The organism is Clostridium sp. RTP31139st1_H3_RTP31139_211217, assembly GCF_040227035.1.
Taxonomy (GTDB): domain Bacteria; phylum Bacillota; class Clostridia; order Clostridiales; family Clostridiaceae; genus Clostridium; species Clostridium saudiense.
Genome location: NZ_JBCOAB010000007.1, coordinates 93,377 through 112,602, shown reverse-complemented (window position 1 = coordinate 112,602; position 19,226 = coordinate 93,377). Strand labels below are relative to the sequence as shown.

General features: G+C 28.8%; 17 protein-coding genes and 3 riboswitches. Of the genes, 2 read left to right on the top strand and 15 right to left on the bottom strand.

Annotation, left to right across the window (positions count from 1 at the left end):
- Positions 1-155: 155 nt before the first annotated feature.
- From ABUA17_RS05080 to ABUA17_RS05070, 3 genes are all read right to left on the bottom strand, one after another.
- Positions 156-824, bottom strand: coding sequence for a peptidylprolyl isomerase (locus tag ABUA17_RS05080; protein WP_042402134.1), 669 nt, complete (start codon positions 822-824; stop codon positions 156-158).
- 105 nt (positions 825-929) lie between these two features.
- Positions 930-1,061 carry a clostri-philic family protein gene (locus ABUA17_RS05075; protein ID WP_260457856.1) on the bottom strand — a complete coding sequence of 44 codons (132 nt, stop codon included), beginning with the start codon at positions 1,059-1,061 and terminating at the stop codon, positions 930-932.
- A gap of 192 nt (positions 1,062-1,253) precedes the next feature.
- Positions 1,254-1,670, bottom strand: a complete 417-nt coding sequence (locus ABUA17_RS05070; protein WP_055292232.1) for a DUF3785 family protein — start codon at positions 1,668-1,670, stop codon at positions 1,254-1,256.
- A gap of 242 nt (positions 1,671-1,912) precedes the next feature.
- On the opposite strand from ABUA17_RS05070, the gene ABUA17_RS05065 reads away from it, so the two are divergent.
- Both ABUA17_RS05065 and ABUA17_RS05060 read left to right on the top strand, forming a co-directional pair.
- Positions 1,913-2,521, top strand: coding sequence for a hypothetical protein (locus tag ABUA17_RS05065; protein ID WP_042402128.1), 609 nt, complete (start codon positions 1,913-1,915; stop codon positions 2,519-2,521).
- Positions 2,522-2,728: 207 nt separating this feature from the next.
- Positions 2,729-3,229 carry a ferritin-like domain-containing protein gene (locus tag ABUA17_RS05060; RefSeq protein ID WP_042402126.1) on the top strand — a complete coding sequence of 167 codons (501 nt, stop codon included), beginning with the start codon at positions 2,729-2,731 and terminating at the stop codon, positions 3,227-3,229.
- An 84-nt stretch (positions 3,230-3,313) separates the two neighbouring features.
- On the opposite strand, the gene ABUA17_RS05055 is transcribed toward ABUA17_RS05060, so the two are convergent.
- The 12 genes from ABUA17_RS05055 to ABUA17_RS05000 form a co-directional block, all read right to left on the bottom strand.
- Positions 3,314-4,615 carry a homoserine dehydrogenase gene (locus ABUA17_RS05055; RefSeq protein WP_042402123.1) on the bottom strand — a complete coding sequence of 434 codons (1,302 nt, stop codon included), beginning with the start codon at positions 4,613-4,615 and terminating at the stop codon, positions 3,314-3,316.
- Between the two features lie 310 nt (positions 4,616-4,925).
- Positions 4,926-5,873 carry an ABC transporter permease gene (locus ABUA17_RS05050; RefSeq protein ID WP_042402121.1) on the bottom strand — a complete coding sequence of 316 codons (948 nt, stop codon included), beginning with the start codon at positions 5,871-5,873 and terminating at the stop codon, positions 4,926-4,928.
- The gene (locus ABUA17_RS05045; RefSeq protein WP_042402118.1) at positions 5,873-6,952 is read right to left on the bottom strand and encodes an ABC transporter permease; all 1,080 of its coding nucleotides are present in this window, start codon (positions 6,950-6,952) and stop codon (positions 5,873-5,875) included. The genes ABUA17_RS05050 and ABUA17_RS05045 overlap by 1 nt, the downstream gene beginning before the upstream one ends.
- On the bottom strand, positions 6,952-8,472 hold the full coding sequence (locus tag ABUA17_RS05040) for an ABC transporter ATP-binding protein (protein WP_042402117.1): 1,521 nt from the start codon (positions 8,470-8,472) through the stop codon (positions 6,952-6,954). The genes ABUA17_RS05045 and ABUA17_RS05040 overlap by 1 nt, the downstream gene beginning before the upstream one ends.
- Positions 8,473-8,937: 465 nt before the next feature.
- Entirely contained in the window at positions 8,938-10,020 is a 1,083-nt protein-coding gene (locus ABUA17_RS05035) for a BMP family lipoprotein (protein WP_042402115.1), read from the bottom strand.
- A 135-nt stretch (positions 10,021-10,155) separates the two neighbouring features.
- Positions 10,156-10,253: riboswitch (purine riboswitch) on the bottom strand.
- Between the two features lie 224 nt (positions 10,254-10,477).
- A complete protein-coding gene (locus tag ABUA17_RS05030) occupies positions 10,478-11,551 on the bottom strand; it encodes a BMP family lipoprotein (protein WP_042402112.1) in 1,074 nt (357 codons plus the stop codon).
- Between the two features lie 120 nt (positions 11,552-11,671).
- A riboswitch (purine riboswitch) is annotated at positions 11,672-11,769 on the bottom strand.
- A gap of 214 nt (positions 11,770-11,983) precedes the next feature.
- On the bottom strand, positions 11,984-13,054 hold the full coding sequence (locus ABUA17_RS05025; RefSeq protein ID WP_042402110.1) for a BMP family lipoprotein: 1,071 nt from the start codon (positions 13,052-13,054) through the stop codon (positions 11,984-11,986).
- Positions 13,055-13,177: 123 nt separating this feature from the next.
- Positions 13,178-13,275: riboswitch (purine riboswitch) on the bottom strand.
- 198 nt (positions 13,276-13,473) lie between these two features.
- The gene (asnB, locus tag ABUA17_RS05020; RefSeq protein WP_042402108.1) at positions 13,474-15,315 is read right to left on the bottom strand and encodes an asparagine synthase (glutamine-hydrolyzing); all 1,842 of its coding nucleotides are present in this window, start codon (positions 15,313-15,315) and stop codon (positions 13,474-13,476) included.
- A gap of 323 nt (positions 15,316-15,638) precedes the next feature.
- Positions 15,639-15,737 (bottom strand): MetS family NSS transporter small subunit, encoded by a 99-nt coding sequence (locus ABUA17_RS05015; RefSeq protein WP_154821263.1) that lies wholly within the window; start codon positions 15,735-15,737, stop codon positions 15,639-15,641.
- 2 nt (positions 15,738-15,739) lie between these two features.
- Positions 15,740-17,269: a sodium-dependent transporter gene (locus ABUA17_RS05010; RefSeq protein WP_042402107.1), complete on the bottom strand. Its 1,530-nt coding sequence runs from the start codon at positions 17,267-17,269 to the stop codon at positions 15,740-15,742.
- Positions 17,270-17,668: 399 nt separating this feature from the next.
- Complete coding sequence (locus ABUA17_RS05005; protein ID WP_055291187.1) at positions 17,669-18,490, bottom strand: Cof-type HAD-IIB family hydrolase; 822 nt, start codon at positions 18,488-18,490, stop codon at positions 17,669-17,671.
- A 163-nt stretch (positions 18,491-18,653) separates the two neighbouring features.
- Positions 18,654-19,226: SH3 domain-containing protein (locus ABUA17_RS05000; protein WP_349817871.1), on the bottom strand; the 573-nt coding region annotated here is incomplete at its 5' end.

The following is a 19,226-nucleotide window of genomic DNA, read 5'->3' as shown; positions in this document are numbered from 1 at the left end:
CGTTATCAATGGAATTTAAAAAGGCTGACTCCTGTAAAATACAGAAATCAGCTTTTAGCAGCTTAGCCCCTTTTTTTAATGTCCTTGACATAGGGTCCACTTTAAAATTAATAATTTTCTGTATAGTTCTTTCTTATTTTATATGTAAATAAATTTTATTCTTCTATTTTTACAGGTTCAGAATAATCAATTCCTTTTGTATCCACTCTTATCTCTTCAATAATAACATCTGTTAATGGTTTATCATTTGAATTTGTTTTTACTGAATTTATAGTCTTAACAATATCTAATCCTTCAGTTACTTTACCAAATGCAGCATATTGTCCATTTAAATGTGGTGCTTCTTCCGCCATAATAAAGAATTGACTTCCTGCTGAATCGGGATCATTTGCTCTAGCCATAGATAAAACACCTTCTGTATGAGCTAAATTATTATACTCATATCCATTTTTAGTAAATTCTCCTTTAATTGAATATCCAGGTCCTCCTGTTCCAGTTCCTTCTGGACATCCTCCTTGTATCATAAATCCTTTTATTATTCTATGAAAAGTTAATCCATCATAAAAACCTGAATTTGCTAATGAAATAAAATTATTCACCGTATTAGGAGCCTTATCAGGATATAATTCAGCTACAACGGTTCCATAATCTTTAATCTTTATTGTTGCTATAGGTAATTCTTCTGGCGCTTCTACTTTTTGATTCCATGCTTGATCATTTTTATTTTCTTCTTTAGAGGCATTATTTGAAGCACACCCTACAAGTCCAATTACTGCAGCACTTACTCCTATTAATACAACTCCAACTTTTAAAATTTTATTCATAAACCCACTCCCTAAAGTTTTAATATTTTTATAATATCAAAAAAGAACTCAGCCATCAAGCTGAGTTTCAATTCAATAAACTTATATTGCTTTTATCAAAATTAATTAAAGATTTTCTCCATCAAAACTTTTATATTCACTAGGATTTTTATCATTACCTACATTATTTTGATTTTGGTGAAGTTTTTGTCTTCTTTCTCCTTTTTGATATTTCTTATCTTTTATCTTATCGCTCATTAAAAAACACACTCCCTTCAGCTTTATTTTTTCACAAAAGGTCGTATATAATACACTTTATTTAACGATAAGTGCCAAGTACCAATTAATAAATTGAAAAATTAATTCTACCAAACTTAATTTTTTAAATTATCTCTTCAGAAACTTCTCGCTTAACTTGTTACTTGTCATTTTTAACTTTCAACGTCTTACCTATACTTCAAATTCCTCTATTTCTATTGAATAACTTCCACAATGCTTACAAACATTGATTATTACTATATAACTTTCATTAACTTTTCCACTTTTTTGTAATCTATTAAAACTCATTCCTTCATATTCTCTATCTAATGTGCTAACAACATATTTTCTATCTTTTGCATATATGTAAAAATTAAATCCTAAAAAATCAAAAAATTTCTTTTTTTCTTCTAATCCTGTTTTACAATTTTCACATGGCAAATCAAAATATGCCTTTGAAAAATCAACTTTATCACTATTATTTAAAATTTCTATTATTTTTTCCTCATTAACATCCATAATTGGATTAACTTCATCATTTACGAAGTACTCTAAGTTCTGTTCATTTAATATATATTCTTTTTCGTTGTATTTAAATTTAAATTGCATTTAATCAACATCCCTTCAATTGAACTATAATCTATATCGTATTAACACATAATAACATATCAAGTTTATTTAATAAAGAGATGTAATTAAAGATAACATGAATTTTGTAAAATAATTATTAACAGTTCATCAAATTTAGTGTAAAATATAAAATAAGTCTTTCATAACTTAAAGAAATACTTAATATTACATTTACTAGGAATTTTTAGTAAATAACTACTTATTTAAAGGCGGGGGTTATTTTGAACAATAAACACATATATATAGTACTCTCAAGAACTGGTACTACATTTTCAAATATAATTGCACTTTTTACTCAAAAGGAATACTCTCATGTTTCGCTTTCTTTAGATGCTTCATTTACTCAGATGTTTTCTTTTGGACGTAAAATCCCTTCAAAAGTTTTACCTGCTGGATTAGTTGAAGAAAATCTTTATTCTGGTGTTTTTGCAATGTATCCTAAAAGTAAGTGCTTAGTATATAAAATTGATGTTACAGATGAACAGTTAACATATTTACAAAATTCAATAGATAATTTCTTTAAAAATAAAGATGATTATAAATATAGCGTTCTTGGTACAGTGACTGCATATTTCAATAGACCTCTTAAAAGAGAAAAGTATTATTTCTGCTCTCAATTCGTAGCTGAACTGCTTATTAATAGTGGTATATACAAAACGGACAAGCTTCCTGAAGTTATTAAACCTATGGACTTACTAGAGATTCCTAATAAAACTTTTGTATATGAAGGTATTATTAGTGAAGAAAATTATCAAAACTATCTTGAAAATAATTACTCAGTATTTAAATCTCAAAGATTATCAAAAGCTCTTTCAAGATTAATTCCGTAAAACTAATTAATATACAAATTATTCTAATTAAATATAAAAAAAATAAAGCTTAAACTTAAGCTTTATTTTTTATGTCATTTCTATTTTTTATTTATTAACTATAATTTATTTTTCCATATACCTTTTATGTTTATTACTTAATTAACAAATTGGCTTTTAACTTCATAACATATAATGTTTAGTATATTAAAGTAAGGAGTATTTTAAATGTATTCTGTAGATCTTCCATATCCAGAAGTAAATGTTAAAGATAAAAATCCTCAATACATTGATTTAATTTTACAAAATTATGCAAGTTCTATTTCTGAATTTGATGCAATTGCACAGTATACTTATCATCAAATATCTTATGTCTATGAAAACATTGAAGTTTCTCAAACACTTCGTGGAATATCAATTGTAGAAATGCATCACTTAGAATTACTTGGTGAAATATTAGTACAACTTGGAGCAGAACCTGGTTATTGGATTAATAATAAGAAACCACATTATTGGTCTTCTAAACTTGTTGATTATGATTTATCATCACTAAAATATATCTTAACAGTTGATATAAATGATGAAAAATCTGCAATAAAACAATATAAAGAAACAATAACAAAAATCAATGATGAAAATATAAATGATATTATTAAAAGAATAATATTAGATGAAGAATATCATATTCAATTATTGTTGGGACTTTATAAAAAGTACGTTGAACAATAATTTTTTGTCATTCTACTTAAATTACCTAAAAATGCTCATTCAGAGGTTATTTTTATACCTCTGAATGAGCATTTTTTATAACTTTTAATTAAAATCTTCAATTCTTATTATATTTTCAACATCTTTAACAGTTCTTAAATCATACAACTTATCTATTGAATCCTTTATTAAATATTCCTTAGTCTTATGAGTTATTAAAACTAAAGTCACTTCAACATTTTCGTCATTTTTTCTTCCCTTTTGAATAACAGATTTCAAACTTACTCTATTTGCTCCAAATATTGTAGTTATTTGTCCAAGTACACCTGGTTTATCATCTACAGTAACTCTAATATAATATCTGCTTTCCACTTCATTAATATCTTTTATTTTCTTTTCCCATAAGTTATTTCTTATAACTGGATTATTGTTATCTGTATCAATATTTCCTCTTAAAATAGCAATAATATCACTAACTACAGCGCTACCTGTTGGTAAATCTCCTGCTCCTCTACCATAAAACATTAAATCTCCAACAGCATTACCATTAATAAAAATAGCATTAAATGAATCATATACATTTGCTAATGGATGAGTTTCAGGAATCATTGTTGGATGAACTCTAAGTTCAAGTTTTCCATTATCATCTTTAGCAATTGCTAATAACTTTATAGACATTCCAAAATCGCTTGCATATTTCATATCTATAGGCTTTATCTTTGTTATTCCTTCTCTATATACATCATTAACTTTAACCTTTGTTCCAAAAGCTAATGAAGCTAATATAGCAAGCTTATATTGCGCATCATATCCATCAATATCTGAAGTTGGATCTGCCTCGGCATATCCCTTTTGCTTTGCTTCTTCTAATACTTCATCAAAATCTAAATTTTCTAGTTCCATTTTACTTAGAATGTAATTAGTTGTACCATTTACTATTCCAAATAATTCATTTATTTTATTAGCTGTAAGATTTTCATTTATTCCATTAATAATAGGAATTCCTCCTGCCACACTTGCTTCATATTGGAACATGATTCCCATCTCTTCAGCCTTCTCAAATACTTCATCTCCAGCTGTGGCAAGTAGCATTTTATTTGCAGTTACTATATGCTTTTTAGCTTCCATAGCTCTCATCATATATTCTTTAGCTGGATCTATTCCTCCCATAACTTCTACCACTATTTTTATAGAGTCATCATTTAATATTTCCTCAAAATCAGTAGTTAATACTTCTTCAGGAACAGCTACACCTCTATTTTTAGTAACATCTCGTACTAATACTTTAGATACCTCAATTTCATATCCTGATCTTTTCATTATCTCGTCTTTGTTTTGTTGTAGGATTGTAAATACACCTCTACCTACATTTCCTAATCCTAGCAAGGCTATTTTTACTTTTTTCATTAAGTAATCCCCCTTTATTTTTTTATATCCCCAATTTACTTTATAAGCTTGTCCATTGTTAGCACTTCATATTTTAGATAATAAATTGCTACACTAGACATCTTTTATTTATGACTTCTTATTTTGTTAAATTTTAAAAGTTCATTTTAAATTAGAAGTCAATTTGTATGTATTATAAATTAAAATTAATCATAATACATTAATTATAATACATTTCTTTAATTTTCCATACATTATTTTTTATAAAATTTTACAAAAATGATTAAAAACAAAAAAGGAACTGAAAATCAGTTCCTTTTTAAAAATAACTTTATCTCTTACTTGCATCAAATATTTCCCCGGCAGCTTTTGGTGCTTGTGAAGATCTTGAGAATATAATTAATGCAATTAATGTAACTATATAAGGGAATACCTTTAAAACAACTAATGGTATATTAGATAACTCTGGTATTACTTGCGCAACATTTGCTAATGTTGATGCAAATCCAAAGAAGAATGTTGATGCTAATATTCCTAAAGGTCTCCATTGTCCAAATATTAATGCTGCTAATGAAAGGAATCCTAATCCAGCAACACTACCATTAAACTCACCTGAATATGTTACTAATATAATACATCCACCTAAAGCAGCTAATGCACCTGATATTATAACACCCATATATCTAGTTCTCATTACATTGATACCAGCTGCTTGAGAAGCTTGTGGGTTTTCTCCACAAGATCTTAATCTTAATCCAAATGAAGTTTTATATAATAAGAATGCACTTATTATTAATATTGCTAATACTAACCATGTTGTAGCATAAGTTTTTGTAAAGAATAATGGTCCTATTACAGGAATGTCTTTTAATACTGGAATACTTTTTGGTAAAAAACCTAAAGTTATTCTTATATTACCACTACCAGTAATATTTCTTGCTAAGAATACAGTTAATGCTCCAGCCATCATATTAATAGCTGTACCACTTATAACTTGGTCTGCATTTAAATTAATACTTGCAAATGCGTGTAAAAGTGAGAATAAAGCTCCAACTATTGCAGCAACTAAAAGTCCTATCCATAACGCTCCATTAATGCCTGCTGCTTGAAGTTTTGATATTGTTAATGCTCCAGCAAAAGAACCTACTATCATAAATCCGTCTAATCCTATATTTACAATACCACTTCTTTCACAATAAAGTGCTCCTAAAGCAGTAATTAGCATAGGTATAGTATACGCTATTGCATAAGGAAAAATTTGTACTATTATATCCCACATTATTTTTCCACCGCCCTTTCACCAGATGTTTTTAATTTCTTGTCATTTCTTTTTTTCTTTATACTCTTAATTACTCTATCCATAACAACACTAGTTGCAGCAAAATAGATAATTGTAGCTATTATTGTATCAGCTAATTCTGGTGGTACTTTAACATTGGCATTCATGAATCCTTTACCAACATATAATACTCCAAAGAATAATGCTGATAATAATACTCCAAATGGACTGTTATTACCTAATAAGGCAACAGCTATTCCATCAAACCCTTGTGATGGCATTACACCTATTTGAAGTACTGTAGAGTTACCCATATATTGAGCAACACCAGCTAATCCAGCTAGTCCTCCTGCTATCATCATAGATACAACTATATTTCTATTTACAGGCATACCAGCATATTCAGCTCCAAACTTATTGTATCCAACTGCCTTTAATTCATATCCTAAAACAGTCTTATTTAAAAGGAACCAAACAACTAATACTGAAATTAATGCTAGGAATATTCCATAATTTATGTATGATCCACCTAATATGTTAGATAACCAATCAGCCTTTAAACTTGCTGTATCTGCTAATCTAGCTGATTCTGTTTCAGTAGTTCCTTTTAAATGTAGTGGAACCATATAATAAACTATCCAATATGCAGTCCAGTTCATCATGATTGCAGAAACAACTTCATTAACGTTAAATAATGCTTTTAAAGCTCCAGGTACAGCTGCCCAAATTGCTCCAGCTAATATACCGCATATAATCATTAATGGTAATAATATAGGTGATGGTAAATCAACTAATAACCCTATTGCAGTTACAGTAAAACCACCAGCTAACATTTGACCTGGAGTACCTATGTTAAATAATCCAGTTTTATTAGCAAATGCAAAAGATAACCCTGTAAGAATTAATGGTGTTGCAGTTGCAATTGAGTTTCCTATTCTTTGAGGATTCATAAGCCCACCCTTAAATAGATATGTATAACCATCTATTGGGTTAAATCCCATTGCTAGCATTAATAAAAATCCTGCAAGTAATCCTAAAACTACTGCCATTAAAGATTTTAATAATTGATTCTTATGCACTAAGCTTCCTCCTTCTTTATGCCGGCCATCATTAAACCAACTTCATTTTCATTTGTTTCACTAGCATTAACTATACCTACTAATTCACCATTGTTAACAACAGCTATTCTGTCAGATACATTTAAAACTTCATCTAATTCAAGAGATACTAATAAAACAGCTTTTCCTAAATCTCTTTGTTCAACTAATCTTTTATGAATATATTCTATTGAACCAACATCTAACCCTCTTGTTGGTTGAACAGCAATTAAGAAGTCTGGATTAGATTCTATTTCACGTCCAATTACACCTTTTTGTTGGTTACCACCTGATAAAGATCTTGCAATAGATTTTCCACCTTCTCCTGATCTAACATCAAATGTTTCTATAATTTTTTGTGCATATTCGCTAATCTTTGCTCTATTAATTAATCCCTTATTAGAAAATGGCTTCTTTTTATAAGCTTTAAGCACCATATTATCTTCCATTGTATAATCAAGGATTAATCCTCTTTTATGTCTATCTTCTGGAATATGTGCCATACCATCGTCTATTCTCTCACGTATTGAATCTTTTACTATATTTCTTCCTTTGAATATAATATTACCTGACTCAACACTTCTCATACCAGTTAAAGCTTCAACTAATTCAGTTTGTCCATTACCTTCAACTCCGGCAATACCAACAATTTCTCCTGCTCTGATATCTAATGAGAAGTTCTTTAATCCAAGTACTTTTTTATTGTTATTAACGCAAAGGTCTTCTATTTTAACAACTATATCTTTTGGCTTTGCTTCAGTCTTTTCAACTTTAAATGATACTTCTCTACCGACCATCATTTTAGCCATATCAGCTTCTGTAGTATCTTTTACATCAACTGTTCCTATGTATTTACCTCTTCTAATAACTGTACATCTATTAGCTGCTTCCTTGATTTCTTTTAATTTATGAGTAATTAAGATAATAGACTTACCTTCTTTAGTCATATTTTTCATAATTGAAATTAGTTCATCAATTTCACTAGGAGTTAATACCGCTGTTGGTTCATCGAATATTAACACATTTGCATTTCTGTAAAGCATTTTTAATATTTCAACTCTTTGTTGCATTCCAACAGAAATATTTTCTATTTTTGCATAAGGGTCAACATTTAATCCATATTGCTTAGATAATTCTTCAATTTTTTTTGCTGCTGTTTTAATATCTACAGTTAATCCTTTTCTAGGTTCACATCCTAAAATTATATTTTCTGTAACTGTAAAATTATCTACTAATTTAAAATGCTGATGAACCATTCCGATTCCTAAATCATTTGCTACATTAGGATTAGATATTTTTACTTCTTTTCCCCTAACTTTTATACAACCTCTATCCGGCTTGTACATACCAAATAACATTCCCATTAATGTTGACTTACCAGCACCATTTTCACCTAAAAGAGCATGTATTTCTCCTTCTTTTAGCTGTAAGGTAATATTATCATTTGCTACGATCCCTGGAAACTCTTTACGGATATTTAGCATCTCAACTACATATTCCATGGATATCCTCCTCTAAAAAAATATTTTATAAACATATATTATTAATTAATTTAAGTATATTATAATTTAATATACTTACAAATATAATCGAATAATTATATACGAACTTCATTTTAAGTATAATTTATATAATTCGTATTTTCAACATTTTTTTCATTGATTTTTATAAATAATATACTATATTAATTATTTTTACATCTTATTGTTAAAATCCCCATAACAAAGCTATCTCTTTGTCATTTTTTCCATAAATTTAATCCACTTTTTCTACAATTATTTACATTTATTTTTTAAATACTAAATTAATTTTTATTTACTTTAAATAAATTTTAACATTTACTGGAAATAAATGCCTTATTAAATACACTTTTTTAATTCGTGTATACTATTAATTTTTATGATTGAATTTTACACATAAAAAGAGCTATGTAAATCTCTTTAACATAGCCCCATTATAAGTATATTTTATAATTCTGTTTTAACTTCTATTTCACCATTCTTAATTCCATCTAATACTTCGTTAACTTTAGTAACAGTATCATCTTTTAAGTTTGGATTTTCTGCTGGTATACCAACACCATCATTTTCAGCATTGAAAGTTAATACTTGTCCACCTGGGAATTCACCATTTAATTGTGCTTCAATCATTTGATAAGCTGCTTCATCAATCTTCTTTATAGCTGAAGTTAAGATTACAGACTTGTCCCCTTCATATATACCATCAGCGTATTGGTCTGAGTCAACCCCTATAACCCATACTTCTTCACCGTTAACAACTCTTGTCTTAGCTTCTGTTATAACACCAGTTCCAACTCCACCAGCTGCAGCAAATATTGCTTTAACACCACTATCATACATTTGAGCTGCTAATTGTTGACCTAAAGCTGTATCAGAGAATGATCCTGAATAAACTACATTTTCAGCTTTTATTGTAACATTTGATCCAAAATGTTCATTAGCATATGCAACCCCTTGTTGGAATCCATAGTTAAACTTTTGAACTGCTGGTATTTCCATACCACCGATAAATCCTAAATCACCAGTTTGTAATTCAACAGCTGCTGCAACACCTGCTGCAAATCCACTTTGTTCTTCAGCAAAGTATATTGCAACTGTGTTATCTCCTACAACATAGTTATCTTTACCATCATTTGGTTCACCATCAATTATAACAAATTGTGCATCTTTATATTGTTCTTGAGCTTTATAGATAGCAGTTTCAAATTTGAAACCTGGAGTTACGATAAATTTGTATCCTGCATCATATAAATTTTGTATTTCTGTTAAGTAGTTAGCTTCAGTTTCTCCACCTGGTTGCATGTAGTTCTTTTCAATTCCAAGATTTTTTTCAGCTTTAATTATACCTTCCCAAGTTCCTTGGTTAAATGACTTATCATCAATTGTTCCTGAGTCTGTAACCATACCAACCTTTAATGTTGTTTCTGATGAATTTCCTGAGTTTCCTGAATTACTGTCGTTGCTTCCACATCCAACTAATCCAGTTACCATTAATGCTGAAAGCGCTAATGAAATAATCTTTTTTTTCATAAATGATTTCCTCCTAAATGCTCCTTTTTTGCTGATCTCAATACGTACTCTACTCTTTTTATTCAAAAAAAAAACGTATTAATTTCTAAAGTGAAATTAATACGTAGTAACTCTTTTGATTTTATTATAGAGTTCATATATATCAAATTCACTCATAGTCGGAACTTTTTGGCTTCCGGTAGAAACATCCCACCATATCTGGGACTTATATGAGTCATTTTATTATCTGCTTTTATTATAATTTATATCTTTTTTATTGTCAATATTAGTTTTATTTTCTATATTTTTTGGTTTTTTTGATTTTTTATGTATTTTTTCATCAAAACGTATGTTTATACAATTTTATCTTTTTATTACTATGTTATTTAACCAAATACTTTCAATTCTATTTATTAATATTATTTTTAAAAAATACCTATGTTAATAAAATTAACATAGGTATTTCTTATTATAAATATTATAATTCACTTTTAACTTCTATTTGACCTGATTTTATAGCTTCTAATACTTCACTAACTTTAGATACTGTTTCATCACTTAAATTTGGATTTTCTTCTGGAATACCAACAGCATCATTTTTAGCATCAAATATTAATGATTGCCCACCTGGGAATTCATTATTTAATTCAGCTTCTATCATTTTATAAGACGCTACATTAACTTTCTTAATAGCTGAAGTTAAAATTACTGACTTATTTCCTTCATAAATACCATCAGCATATTGATCTGAATCAACACCAATAATCCATGCTTCTTCACCATTAACAGCTCTTGTCTTAGCTTCTGTTATAGCACCCATACCAGTTCCACCAGCTGCAGTAAATATTACTTTAACACCTCTATCATACATTTGAGCTGCTAATTGTTGACCTAATGCTAAATCACTAAATGAACCTGAATAAACAATATTTTCATCCTTTAAACTAACATTTGTTCCAAGGTTTTCATTTGCATAAGCTACACCTTGTTGGAATCCAAAGTTAAATTTCTTAACTGCTGAAGATTCCATACCACCTATAAATCCAAAATCACCAGTTTGTAATTCAACTGCTGCTGCAACACCTGCTGCAAATCCACCCTCGTGTTCAGCAAACTGTATTGCAACTGTATTATCTGCTACAACATAGTTTCCATCTTCATCCATAGGTGCTCCATCAAGTATAACAAATTTAGCATCTTGATATTTTTCTTGTGCCTTATATATAGCTGTTTCAAGCTTAAAACCTGGCCCTACTATAAATTTATAACCTGAATCATAAAGATTTTGAATTTCTGTTAAATAATCAGCTTCTGTTTCTCCAGAAGGCTTTAAATAATTCTTTTCAATTCCTAACTTTTCTTCAGCCTCTATTATTCCTTCCCAAGTACCTTGATTGAATGATTTATCATCAATTGTACCAGAGTCAGTAATCATACCAACCTTTAATGTTGACTCCTTAGAATCTGCTGAATTATCATTGTTATTTCCACACCCAACTAAACCTGTTACCATTAGTGCTGAAAGTACTAATGCCATAACTTTTTTCTTCATTTGTACGTTCCTCCTAAATACTCATATCAAAAATCTATCTACTTAAATCCATATAAAAAGACGTATTATTTCCAAAGTGAAAATAATACGTCTTAACTCTATTAATATTCGTATCGAGTTTTTTGTACTAAGTTCACTCATAGTCGAAAATTCACGGCTTTCGGTAGAAACATCCCACCATATCTGGGACCTATATGAGTTGTTTTATCGTTCGTGTCCTATTATATTTAAAAATTTTTTCTCTGTCAATATTATTTATATTTTTTATTTTTAAAGATTTATCTTACTAAAAATATACTATTAATTATATTTATATATATTTTACTCTAATTGAATTAATTTACATTTAATATATATTTCTCCATAATAATAATAATAATAATAATCAAAAAGGACTATGCATTATTACATAGTCCTAATTTTATATCAATACTATAATTCAGTTTTAACTTCAATTTTATCTGCTTTAATAGCATCTATTACTTCATTAACTTTTGCAATTGTATCATCACTTAAGTTTGGATTTTCACTTGGAATACCAACTGCATCATTTTTAGCATCAAATCTTAATACTTGACCACCTGGGAATTCACCATTTATTTCATCTTCTATTATTTGATAAGCTGCTTCATCAATCTTTTTAATAGCTGATGTTAATACTACTGATTTATTACCTTCATATATTCCATCATCATATTGATCTGAATCAACACCTATAACCCATGCTTCTTGCCCATTAGCCACTCTTGTTTTAGCTTCTGTAATTACACCTATATTAACTCCAGCAGCTGCTGTAAAGATTGCTTTAACTCCATTATCATACATTTGAGCTGATAATTGTTGTCCTAAAGCTGTATCTGAGAATGATCCTGAGTAAACTATATTTTCAGCCTTTAAACTAACATTTGTTCCATAATGTTCGTTAGCATATGCTACACCTTGTTGGAATCCATAGTTAAACTTTTTAACTGATGGTATTTCCATTCCACCAATAAATCCAAAATCACCATCTTGTAATTGTACTGCTGATGCAACCCCAGCTATAAATCCACTTTGTTCTTCAGCAAAGTATACTGCAACTGTGTTATCTGCTACAAGATAATTATCATTACCATCATTCGGTTCTCCATCAATTAAAACAAATTTTGCATCTTCATATTGACTTTGAGCTTTATATATAGCTGTTTCAAATTTGTAACCTGGTGTTACTATAAACTTATATCCTGAATCATAAAGGTTTTGTATTTCTGTTAAATAACTTGATTCTGATTCTCCATTAGGTTGCATAAAAGTTGTTTCAAGTCCAAAACTCTTTTCTGCTTCCTTAATTCCTTCCCATGTACCTTGGTTAAACGATTTATCATCAATCGTACCTGTGTCAGTAACCATACCAACCTTTAATTTACCTTCTTCTGATTTTGATGCGTTGTTATCGCTTCCACAACCAACTAAACCTGTTACCATTAGTGCTAAAAGTACTAATGCCATAACTTTTTTCTTCATAAGTTTACTCCTCCTAAATGATCACATTTTTATATGAGTATAATATTGCTCTATATTCAAAATCAATAAATTACTATAGCGAAATTAATACACCATAACTCTTAGATGATTCGTATAGAGTTAATATATACTAAATTCACTCATAGCTGAAAATTTAAGGTTTTTCGTAGAAACATCCCACCATATTAGAGATTTATATGAGTCCTTTTTTTATTCGCGTTTCATTATAAATTATCTAATTTTCTTTGTCAATATATGTTTTATTTTTAATAAATTCAAACTATTCTTTATCTTTTTTCTTTACCATTAACTTAAAACTATTTAAATCAGCTACTTAAAATAATAAAAAAGAAGATTAAAACCACTTTTAGTTCTAATCTTCCCCCTTATGATTCTTTCTATACTATAAACATTTCTAACTATATTAGTATATTAACATTATATTCTCTTAACCACATATCTACTTGAATTAAATATGCTATCATTTGTGGACCTGTCATAAGTTGTCCATACCAAGGTGTCTTATATGCCTTTCCTTCGGTATCAACTATTTCTTGCACTTTTTCTTTATCTATTATTTCTAATATAGGTGAAGTTTTATCTTTTAGTATTTCATTCATCATGTTACAAACAATTTCTGTATATATAGGATTATGAGTCTTAGGATATGGACTCTTTTTTCTAAATACTATTTCATCAGGTAATATTCCAACAAGCGCCTTTCTTAATAGTCCCTTTTCTCTTCCATCTAAAAGCTTAACTTCTGGTGGTAAATTAAAAGCATAGTTAACTATTCTATAGTCAGCAAAAGGAACTCTAACCTCTAGGCTATTATACATACTTACTCTATCTTTTCTATTTAATAAATTTACCATAAACCATTTTAGATTCAAATAAAATAACTCTCTCATTCTATAAGTTCTTTTATCTTCATTATCTAAATGTGGTACTTCTTTTAATGTTTTTAAATATTCTTCATTAGTAAGTTCTTCAATTTTTAAATTTTGTAGATTTTTATTTAACACTGTCTTTCTTTCACCAACAGATCTTGACCATGGGAAAGTATTTGCATATATCATTTCATCATGTGTGAACCATGGATATCCTGCAAATAGCTCATCTGCGCATTCACCTGATAGTCCAACTACAAAATCTTTTCTAATTTCCTTACAAAATAGTAATAATGATGAGTCAATATCCGCCATCCCTGGTAAATCACGAGCAATAGTTGCTTCTTTCAAAGCTTTTGCTAAATCCTCATGTTTTAAAATAACCGTTCTATGATCACTATTTATTTCTTTTGCCATAAATTCTGCAAATTGTTGATCTGATGTTGGTTGAAATAATGATGCTTTAAAATATTTATCATTACCTTCATAATCAATTGAATAAGTTGTTAATTGCTTACCTCTATTCTTAAATTCTTCTGCTGCAATTGCTGAAATTGCAGATGAATCTAACCCTCCTGACAAGAAAGTGCATACTGGCACATCACCTACTAATTGTCTTTTTATAGCATCAACTAATAAACTTCTTGCATGTTCAATTGATTCATCAACAGTTTCATTTAATTCTTCGGCTTTAACCTTAAAATACTCCCAAACCTTAACATTTCCCTTTGTAATTAACATACAATTTGCTGGAGCTATTTCTTTTATTCCTTTATATACTGCACTTCCTGGTGCCACTGATGGTCCTAAAGCAAAAAGTTCTGTTAATCCATCTCTATCAACTTCTGCTTTTACCTCAGGATGTGCTAATATAGTTTTTATTTCGGAACCAAAGATTATTTCACTCCCCTTAATTGAATAAAATAAAGGTTTAACCCCCATTGGATCTCTTGCTAAAAATACTTGATTTTTATCCTCATCATAAATAGCAAACGCAAATATTCCATTTAATTTATTAATAGCATCTATTCCCCAAGCAATATATGCTGTTAATAATACTTCAGTATCTGAATATGCATCAAATGTATAATTTTCACTTAATAGTTCCTTTCTCAAATCCTCTGTATTATAAAGTTCACCATTATAAACAATGACATACTTTTTACCACCTACAATTTTTATCATAGGTTGTTTTCCGCCCTCTGGATCCACAACAATTAATCTTCTGTGTCCTAACAAAACATTCTTCGAATAATACTCTCCCTCACTATCAGGTCCTCTTTTCTCCAATGTTTTAACCATCCTAGTTAGAGTATTTCTCATTTCTTGTATATTTCTATTGAAGTCTACCATTCCAGCAATTCCACACATATAATTTCACCTTCTCATTAAATTCATATTATAGAATATGAGGAAACCTGTCTAAAAGTGAATTGCATTATTATATTGTAGGAACGCAAAAATAAAATGATTATATACAATAATTGGTCCTCCCCCTATAATACTTTTATTTTTTTCTGTATTAGCAACTGCACTGCTACCTAGCAATTTATTTTGGATTAGATAATATCTTCTTTTTTTCGTTACTTACACGTGAAACCCTAAACTATATGACAAACCAGAAAGCGGAATCGCTTTTGCGATTCCGCTTTCTTTGCTAAATGTATATTGTTTAATTTGGATTGCCTAATAAATTATTTTTCATTTTTTATTGAGATTACTAAAGTAGTAATTAGTCCACCCCATAATACAATTGCTCCAATAGCAAAGTAAGTTATTGCTGTTGCTGTCATAATTAAACTACCTCCTCTTTCATCTCTTCTTCATCTTCATCTTTAAAGTTCTCTATTGCTTTATTATTCCACGGTCTTCTTGAGAATAATAATGCCCCTATAATACCTAAACCAATAACTGACCATCCATATGCAAATAATTCTGGTAAATTATATCCGCCATAAGGTGCTTTTAATTCAGTTACGAAGTTACTTACTAACATTATTGCTAACATTGTTGGTGTTACAAATTTAACAGTGAAATCCCACCACTTACCGATTCTAAAGTAAGATGTTTTATTTGTATGTTCTCTTATAACTGAAGGTTTTATTATCCAACCAATAACAATTGCTTCTAATAATCCAACAACTACTATTCCATAACAATTAACGAAGTTATCCATAATATCTAATATATATAATCCAGCACCTGATGCAAATGTAGCACTTACCACTGCACCTATTAATGCTATTCCAGAAACTACTTTTTTACGTTCCCAACCAGTTTTGTCTATTACTGCAGATGAAACTGCTTCTACTAAAGATACACAAGAAGTTAACCCTGCAAATACTAAGCAAGCAAAGAATAAACATCCTAATATTGTTCCCCATGTTCCCATAATAGTAAATACTTTTGGGAAAACTATAAATGCTAATCCAATACCACTTGATACAACTTCTTCAATTCCAACACCTTGACTTGTTGCCATAAATCCTAAAATTGCAAAAACCCCTATAGCACATAAGAATTCAAATCCACAGTTTGCAAATCCAGTCATAAAAGCACTATTATTTATATCTGTCTTTTTAGGTAAATAACTTGAATATGTCATCATAATACCCATAGCCAAACTTAATGAATAAAATACTTGTCCATATGCAGCTATCCAAACCTTAGGTTCCATTACCTTGCTCCAATCTGGAGTAAATAATTTATTTAAACCTAATGTAGCACCTTCTAAAGTTACACCTCTGATTACTATTATTACCATTATAGCTACTAATGTAGGTAGTAATACTTTATTTAATTTTTCTATACCACCTTTAACACCTCTATAGCATATAAACCAACTTATTGCCCAAACTAATAAAATACCAATTAATACAGGCCATATTACTGAACCAAATTGAAATGGTGATTCAGTAAGCTTTAAGAAATCATCATAGAAATAAGTATTTGGGTCGCTTCCCCATCCTTTATTAAAGCTTAATGTAAAATACTTCATAGCCCAACTTAAAATCATTGAATAATATCCAAGTATGAAGAAAGCAGTTATACTTGGCCACCATCCAAGCCATTCCCACTTTTTATTTCCTCTTGCCATTGCTAATGGAGTTGACCCTCTAAACTTATGTCCCATTCCATACTCTAAAATTAATAGAGGAATTCCTGCTGTAAATATAGCAAAGAAATATGGAACTAAAAATGCTCCTCCTCCATTTTCATATACTAAATACGGAAATCTCCATATATTCCCTAAACCTACTGCCGATCCTACTGCAGCTAAAATAAAACCTAATTTCGTCCCCCACTGGTCTCTTTTGTTATCCATATCATTTCCCCCTTTTGGTATATTTTATTTTTCCGAAATTACTCTTGTATTAATGTTATATTATTTTGATATTTTTTTCAATCTTTTTATGAAAATCTATCAATATTCATCTAATTTTACTTAACAATTTATCAATATTTTCTTCATTTTATTTTTTATAAATAAAATATACCCTCAACCCTTGATATTACTAGCCTTATTCAAAAATTATTTTTTCCCTAAATTAAGGAATTTAATTGCTTTATATCTCATTCAACGTTTACATTGTAACTTTATATGAATTTTCCGTTAAAATTTTTATGAATTTATAAATAAAACAGTAAACTTATTATTATTTTATCAACAAAAATAAGTTTACTGTTTCAATTTATCATTTTATTAAATTATTTTTCTATTTTATTATTCAAATCTACTTTTAAGAAATTCTGCAACTCCATCTTCTTCACAACTTCCTATAACATCTGTTGCTATTTTCTTAATTTCATCTGCTGCATTAGAAGTTGCGTATGATTCATCTGCTAATTCAAACATTGGTATGTCATTAACATTATCTCCAAAACATATAACTTTATCATAATTTATATATTTTGATAGATATTTAATTCCATTTGCTTTAGAGGCTTCACTACTATATGCCTCTAAGAAATAACAATCTTCATAAACATCTCTATAATAATTAACATTTATACCATCTATCTTACTTATTTCTTCTGCGATGCTTTTTATTTTTTCATATTCATCAAAAGCAACAAAATTAATTATATTTGACTTCAATACAGATTCTTTATAATCTGTTACCTTTACAAATGTTTTTAATTTTTTATCTGCTCTTTCCTTATAAAAATTATATTCATAAGCATGTTCAAATTCTTTATGATATACCCATAAATGATTTTCCAAAATTCCATATACTAATGGATTTTTATTATACTTTTCAAAAATATCTAACACTTTATATGTTGATTCTGTATTTATATCTTTTATATCAATATATTTTAACTCTTTTGTATCATATATTAAAACACCATTCATCAATGCTACAGGTAATTTTAATTTTAAATCTTGTAATATTTCAACAGCTGTAGCTGGTGTTCTAGCAGTTGCAACTGTGAAATTCATTCCTAAAGAAATAAGATTATTTATAATTTCAACTGATTTTTGGGTCACTTTCCTATCCTTATTTATTAATGTTCCATCTAAATCTGTAACAAACAGTTCCATTTGCCCACTCCTCTTTTGCTTATTTATAATTGGTTATTCAGTTTAACACATATTTTAAATTTTTACTAGCAATAAATTAAAAGAGTTATGTAATCTTTATTTTATGTATATATTTATTATATCCACAAAATATTATTACATAACCCCTCACATCTAGTTTTAATTACGCTATATTAAAATCTACATATTCATTTAAAATATATCCATTTGATTGTTTATAGCTTATTTTACTCCACTCACCATTATCTTCTAAAACAGAAATCTTTTCACCCATAGCTATTGTTCCAATTATGTCTGATTCAAAATTATTACTTTCTCTTACTTTTAATGCAACCGTAACTACAGTTCCTTCTTTCATAGCAACATTTTCAGCTATACTTCTATTTTGTAATACTACATAATCTTTAGATACATAACCATATCCATTGTTAAATTTAATTTTATACCATGAATTAACAGTTTCTACTATTTCAATAGTTGCACCATTCTTTAATGATCCTATTACTGAATAGCTTGTTCCTGCTCCACTTCTTACATTCAATGTATCATTAACTTTTATTGTTCCTGTTGTACTTGTAGATGGTGTTGTTGTAGTATTATTTGAACTTGAATTGTTGTTGCTTGAACTTACTGTAACGTAGTCCTTACTAACATATCCGTATCCGCTTCCATATTTTATTTTGTACCAACTTCCACTTGTTTCTACTATTTCAACAGTTGCACCATTCTTTAATGA

What these genes read in the sequence shown, in the direction of transcription:
- ABUA17_RS05080 (WP_042402134.1), bottom strand. Translation starts at nt 824, where the DNA reads ATGAATAAAATTTTAAAAGTTGGAGTTGTATTAATAGGAGTAAGTGCT.
- ABUA17_RS05075 (WP_260457856.1), bottom strand. Translation starts at nt 1,061, where the DNA reads ATGAGCGATAAGATAAAAGATAAGAAATATCAAAAAGGAGAAAGAAGA.
- ABUA17_RS05070 (WP_055292232.1), bottom strand. Translation starts at nt 1,670, where the DNA reads ATGCAATTTAAATTTAAATACAACGAAAAAGAATATATATTAAATGAA.
- ABUA17_RS05060 (WP_042402126.1), top strand. Translation starts at nt 2,729, where the DNA reads ATGTATTCTGTAGATCTTCCATATCCAGAAGTAAATGTTAAAGATAAA.
- ABUA17_RS05055 (WP_042402123.1), bottom strand. Translation starts at nt 4,615, where the DNA reads ATGAAAAAAGTAAAAATAGCCTTGCTAGGATTAGGAAATGTAGGTAGA.
- ABUA17_RS05050 (WP_042402121.1), bottom strand. Translation starts at nt 5,873, where the DNA reads ATGTGGGATATAATAGTACAAATTTTTCCTTATGCAATAGCGTATACT.
- ABUA17_RS05040 (WP_042402117.1), bottom strand. Translation starts at nt 8,472, where the DNA reads ATGGAATATGTAGTTGAGATGCTAAATATCCGTAAAGAGTTTCCAGGG.
- ABUA17_RS05035 (WP_042402115.1), bottom strand. Translation starts at nt 10,020, where the DNA reads ATGAAAAAAAAGATTATTTCATTAGCGCTTTCAGCATTAATGGTAACT.
- ABUA17_RS05030 (WP_042402112.1), bottom strand. Translation starts at nt 11,551, where the DNA reads ATGAAGAAAAAAGTTATGGCATTAGTACTTTCAGCACTAATGGTAACA.
- ABUA17_RS05025 (WP_042402110.1), bottom strand. Translation starts at nt 13,054, where the DNA reads ATGAAGAAAAAAGTTATGGCATTAGTACTTTTAGCACTAATGGTAACA.
- asnB (WP_042402108.1), bottom strand. Translation starts at nt 15,315, where the DNA reads ATGTGTGGAATTGCTGGAATGGTAGACTTCAATAGAAATATACAAGAA.
- ABUA17_RS05015 (WP_154821263.1), bottom strand. Translation starts at nt 15,737, where the DNA reads ATGACAGCAACAGCAATAACTTACTTTGCTATTGGAGCAATTGTATTA.
- ABUA17_RS05010 (WP_042402107.1), bottom strand. Translation starts at nt 17,269, where the DNA reads ATGGATAACAAAAGAGACCAGTGGGGGACGAAATTAGGTTTTATTTTA.
- ABUA17_RS05005 (WP_055291187.1), bottom strand. Translation starts at nt 18,490, where the DNA reads ATGGAACTGTTTGTTACAGATTTAGATGGAACATTAATAAATAAGGAT.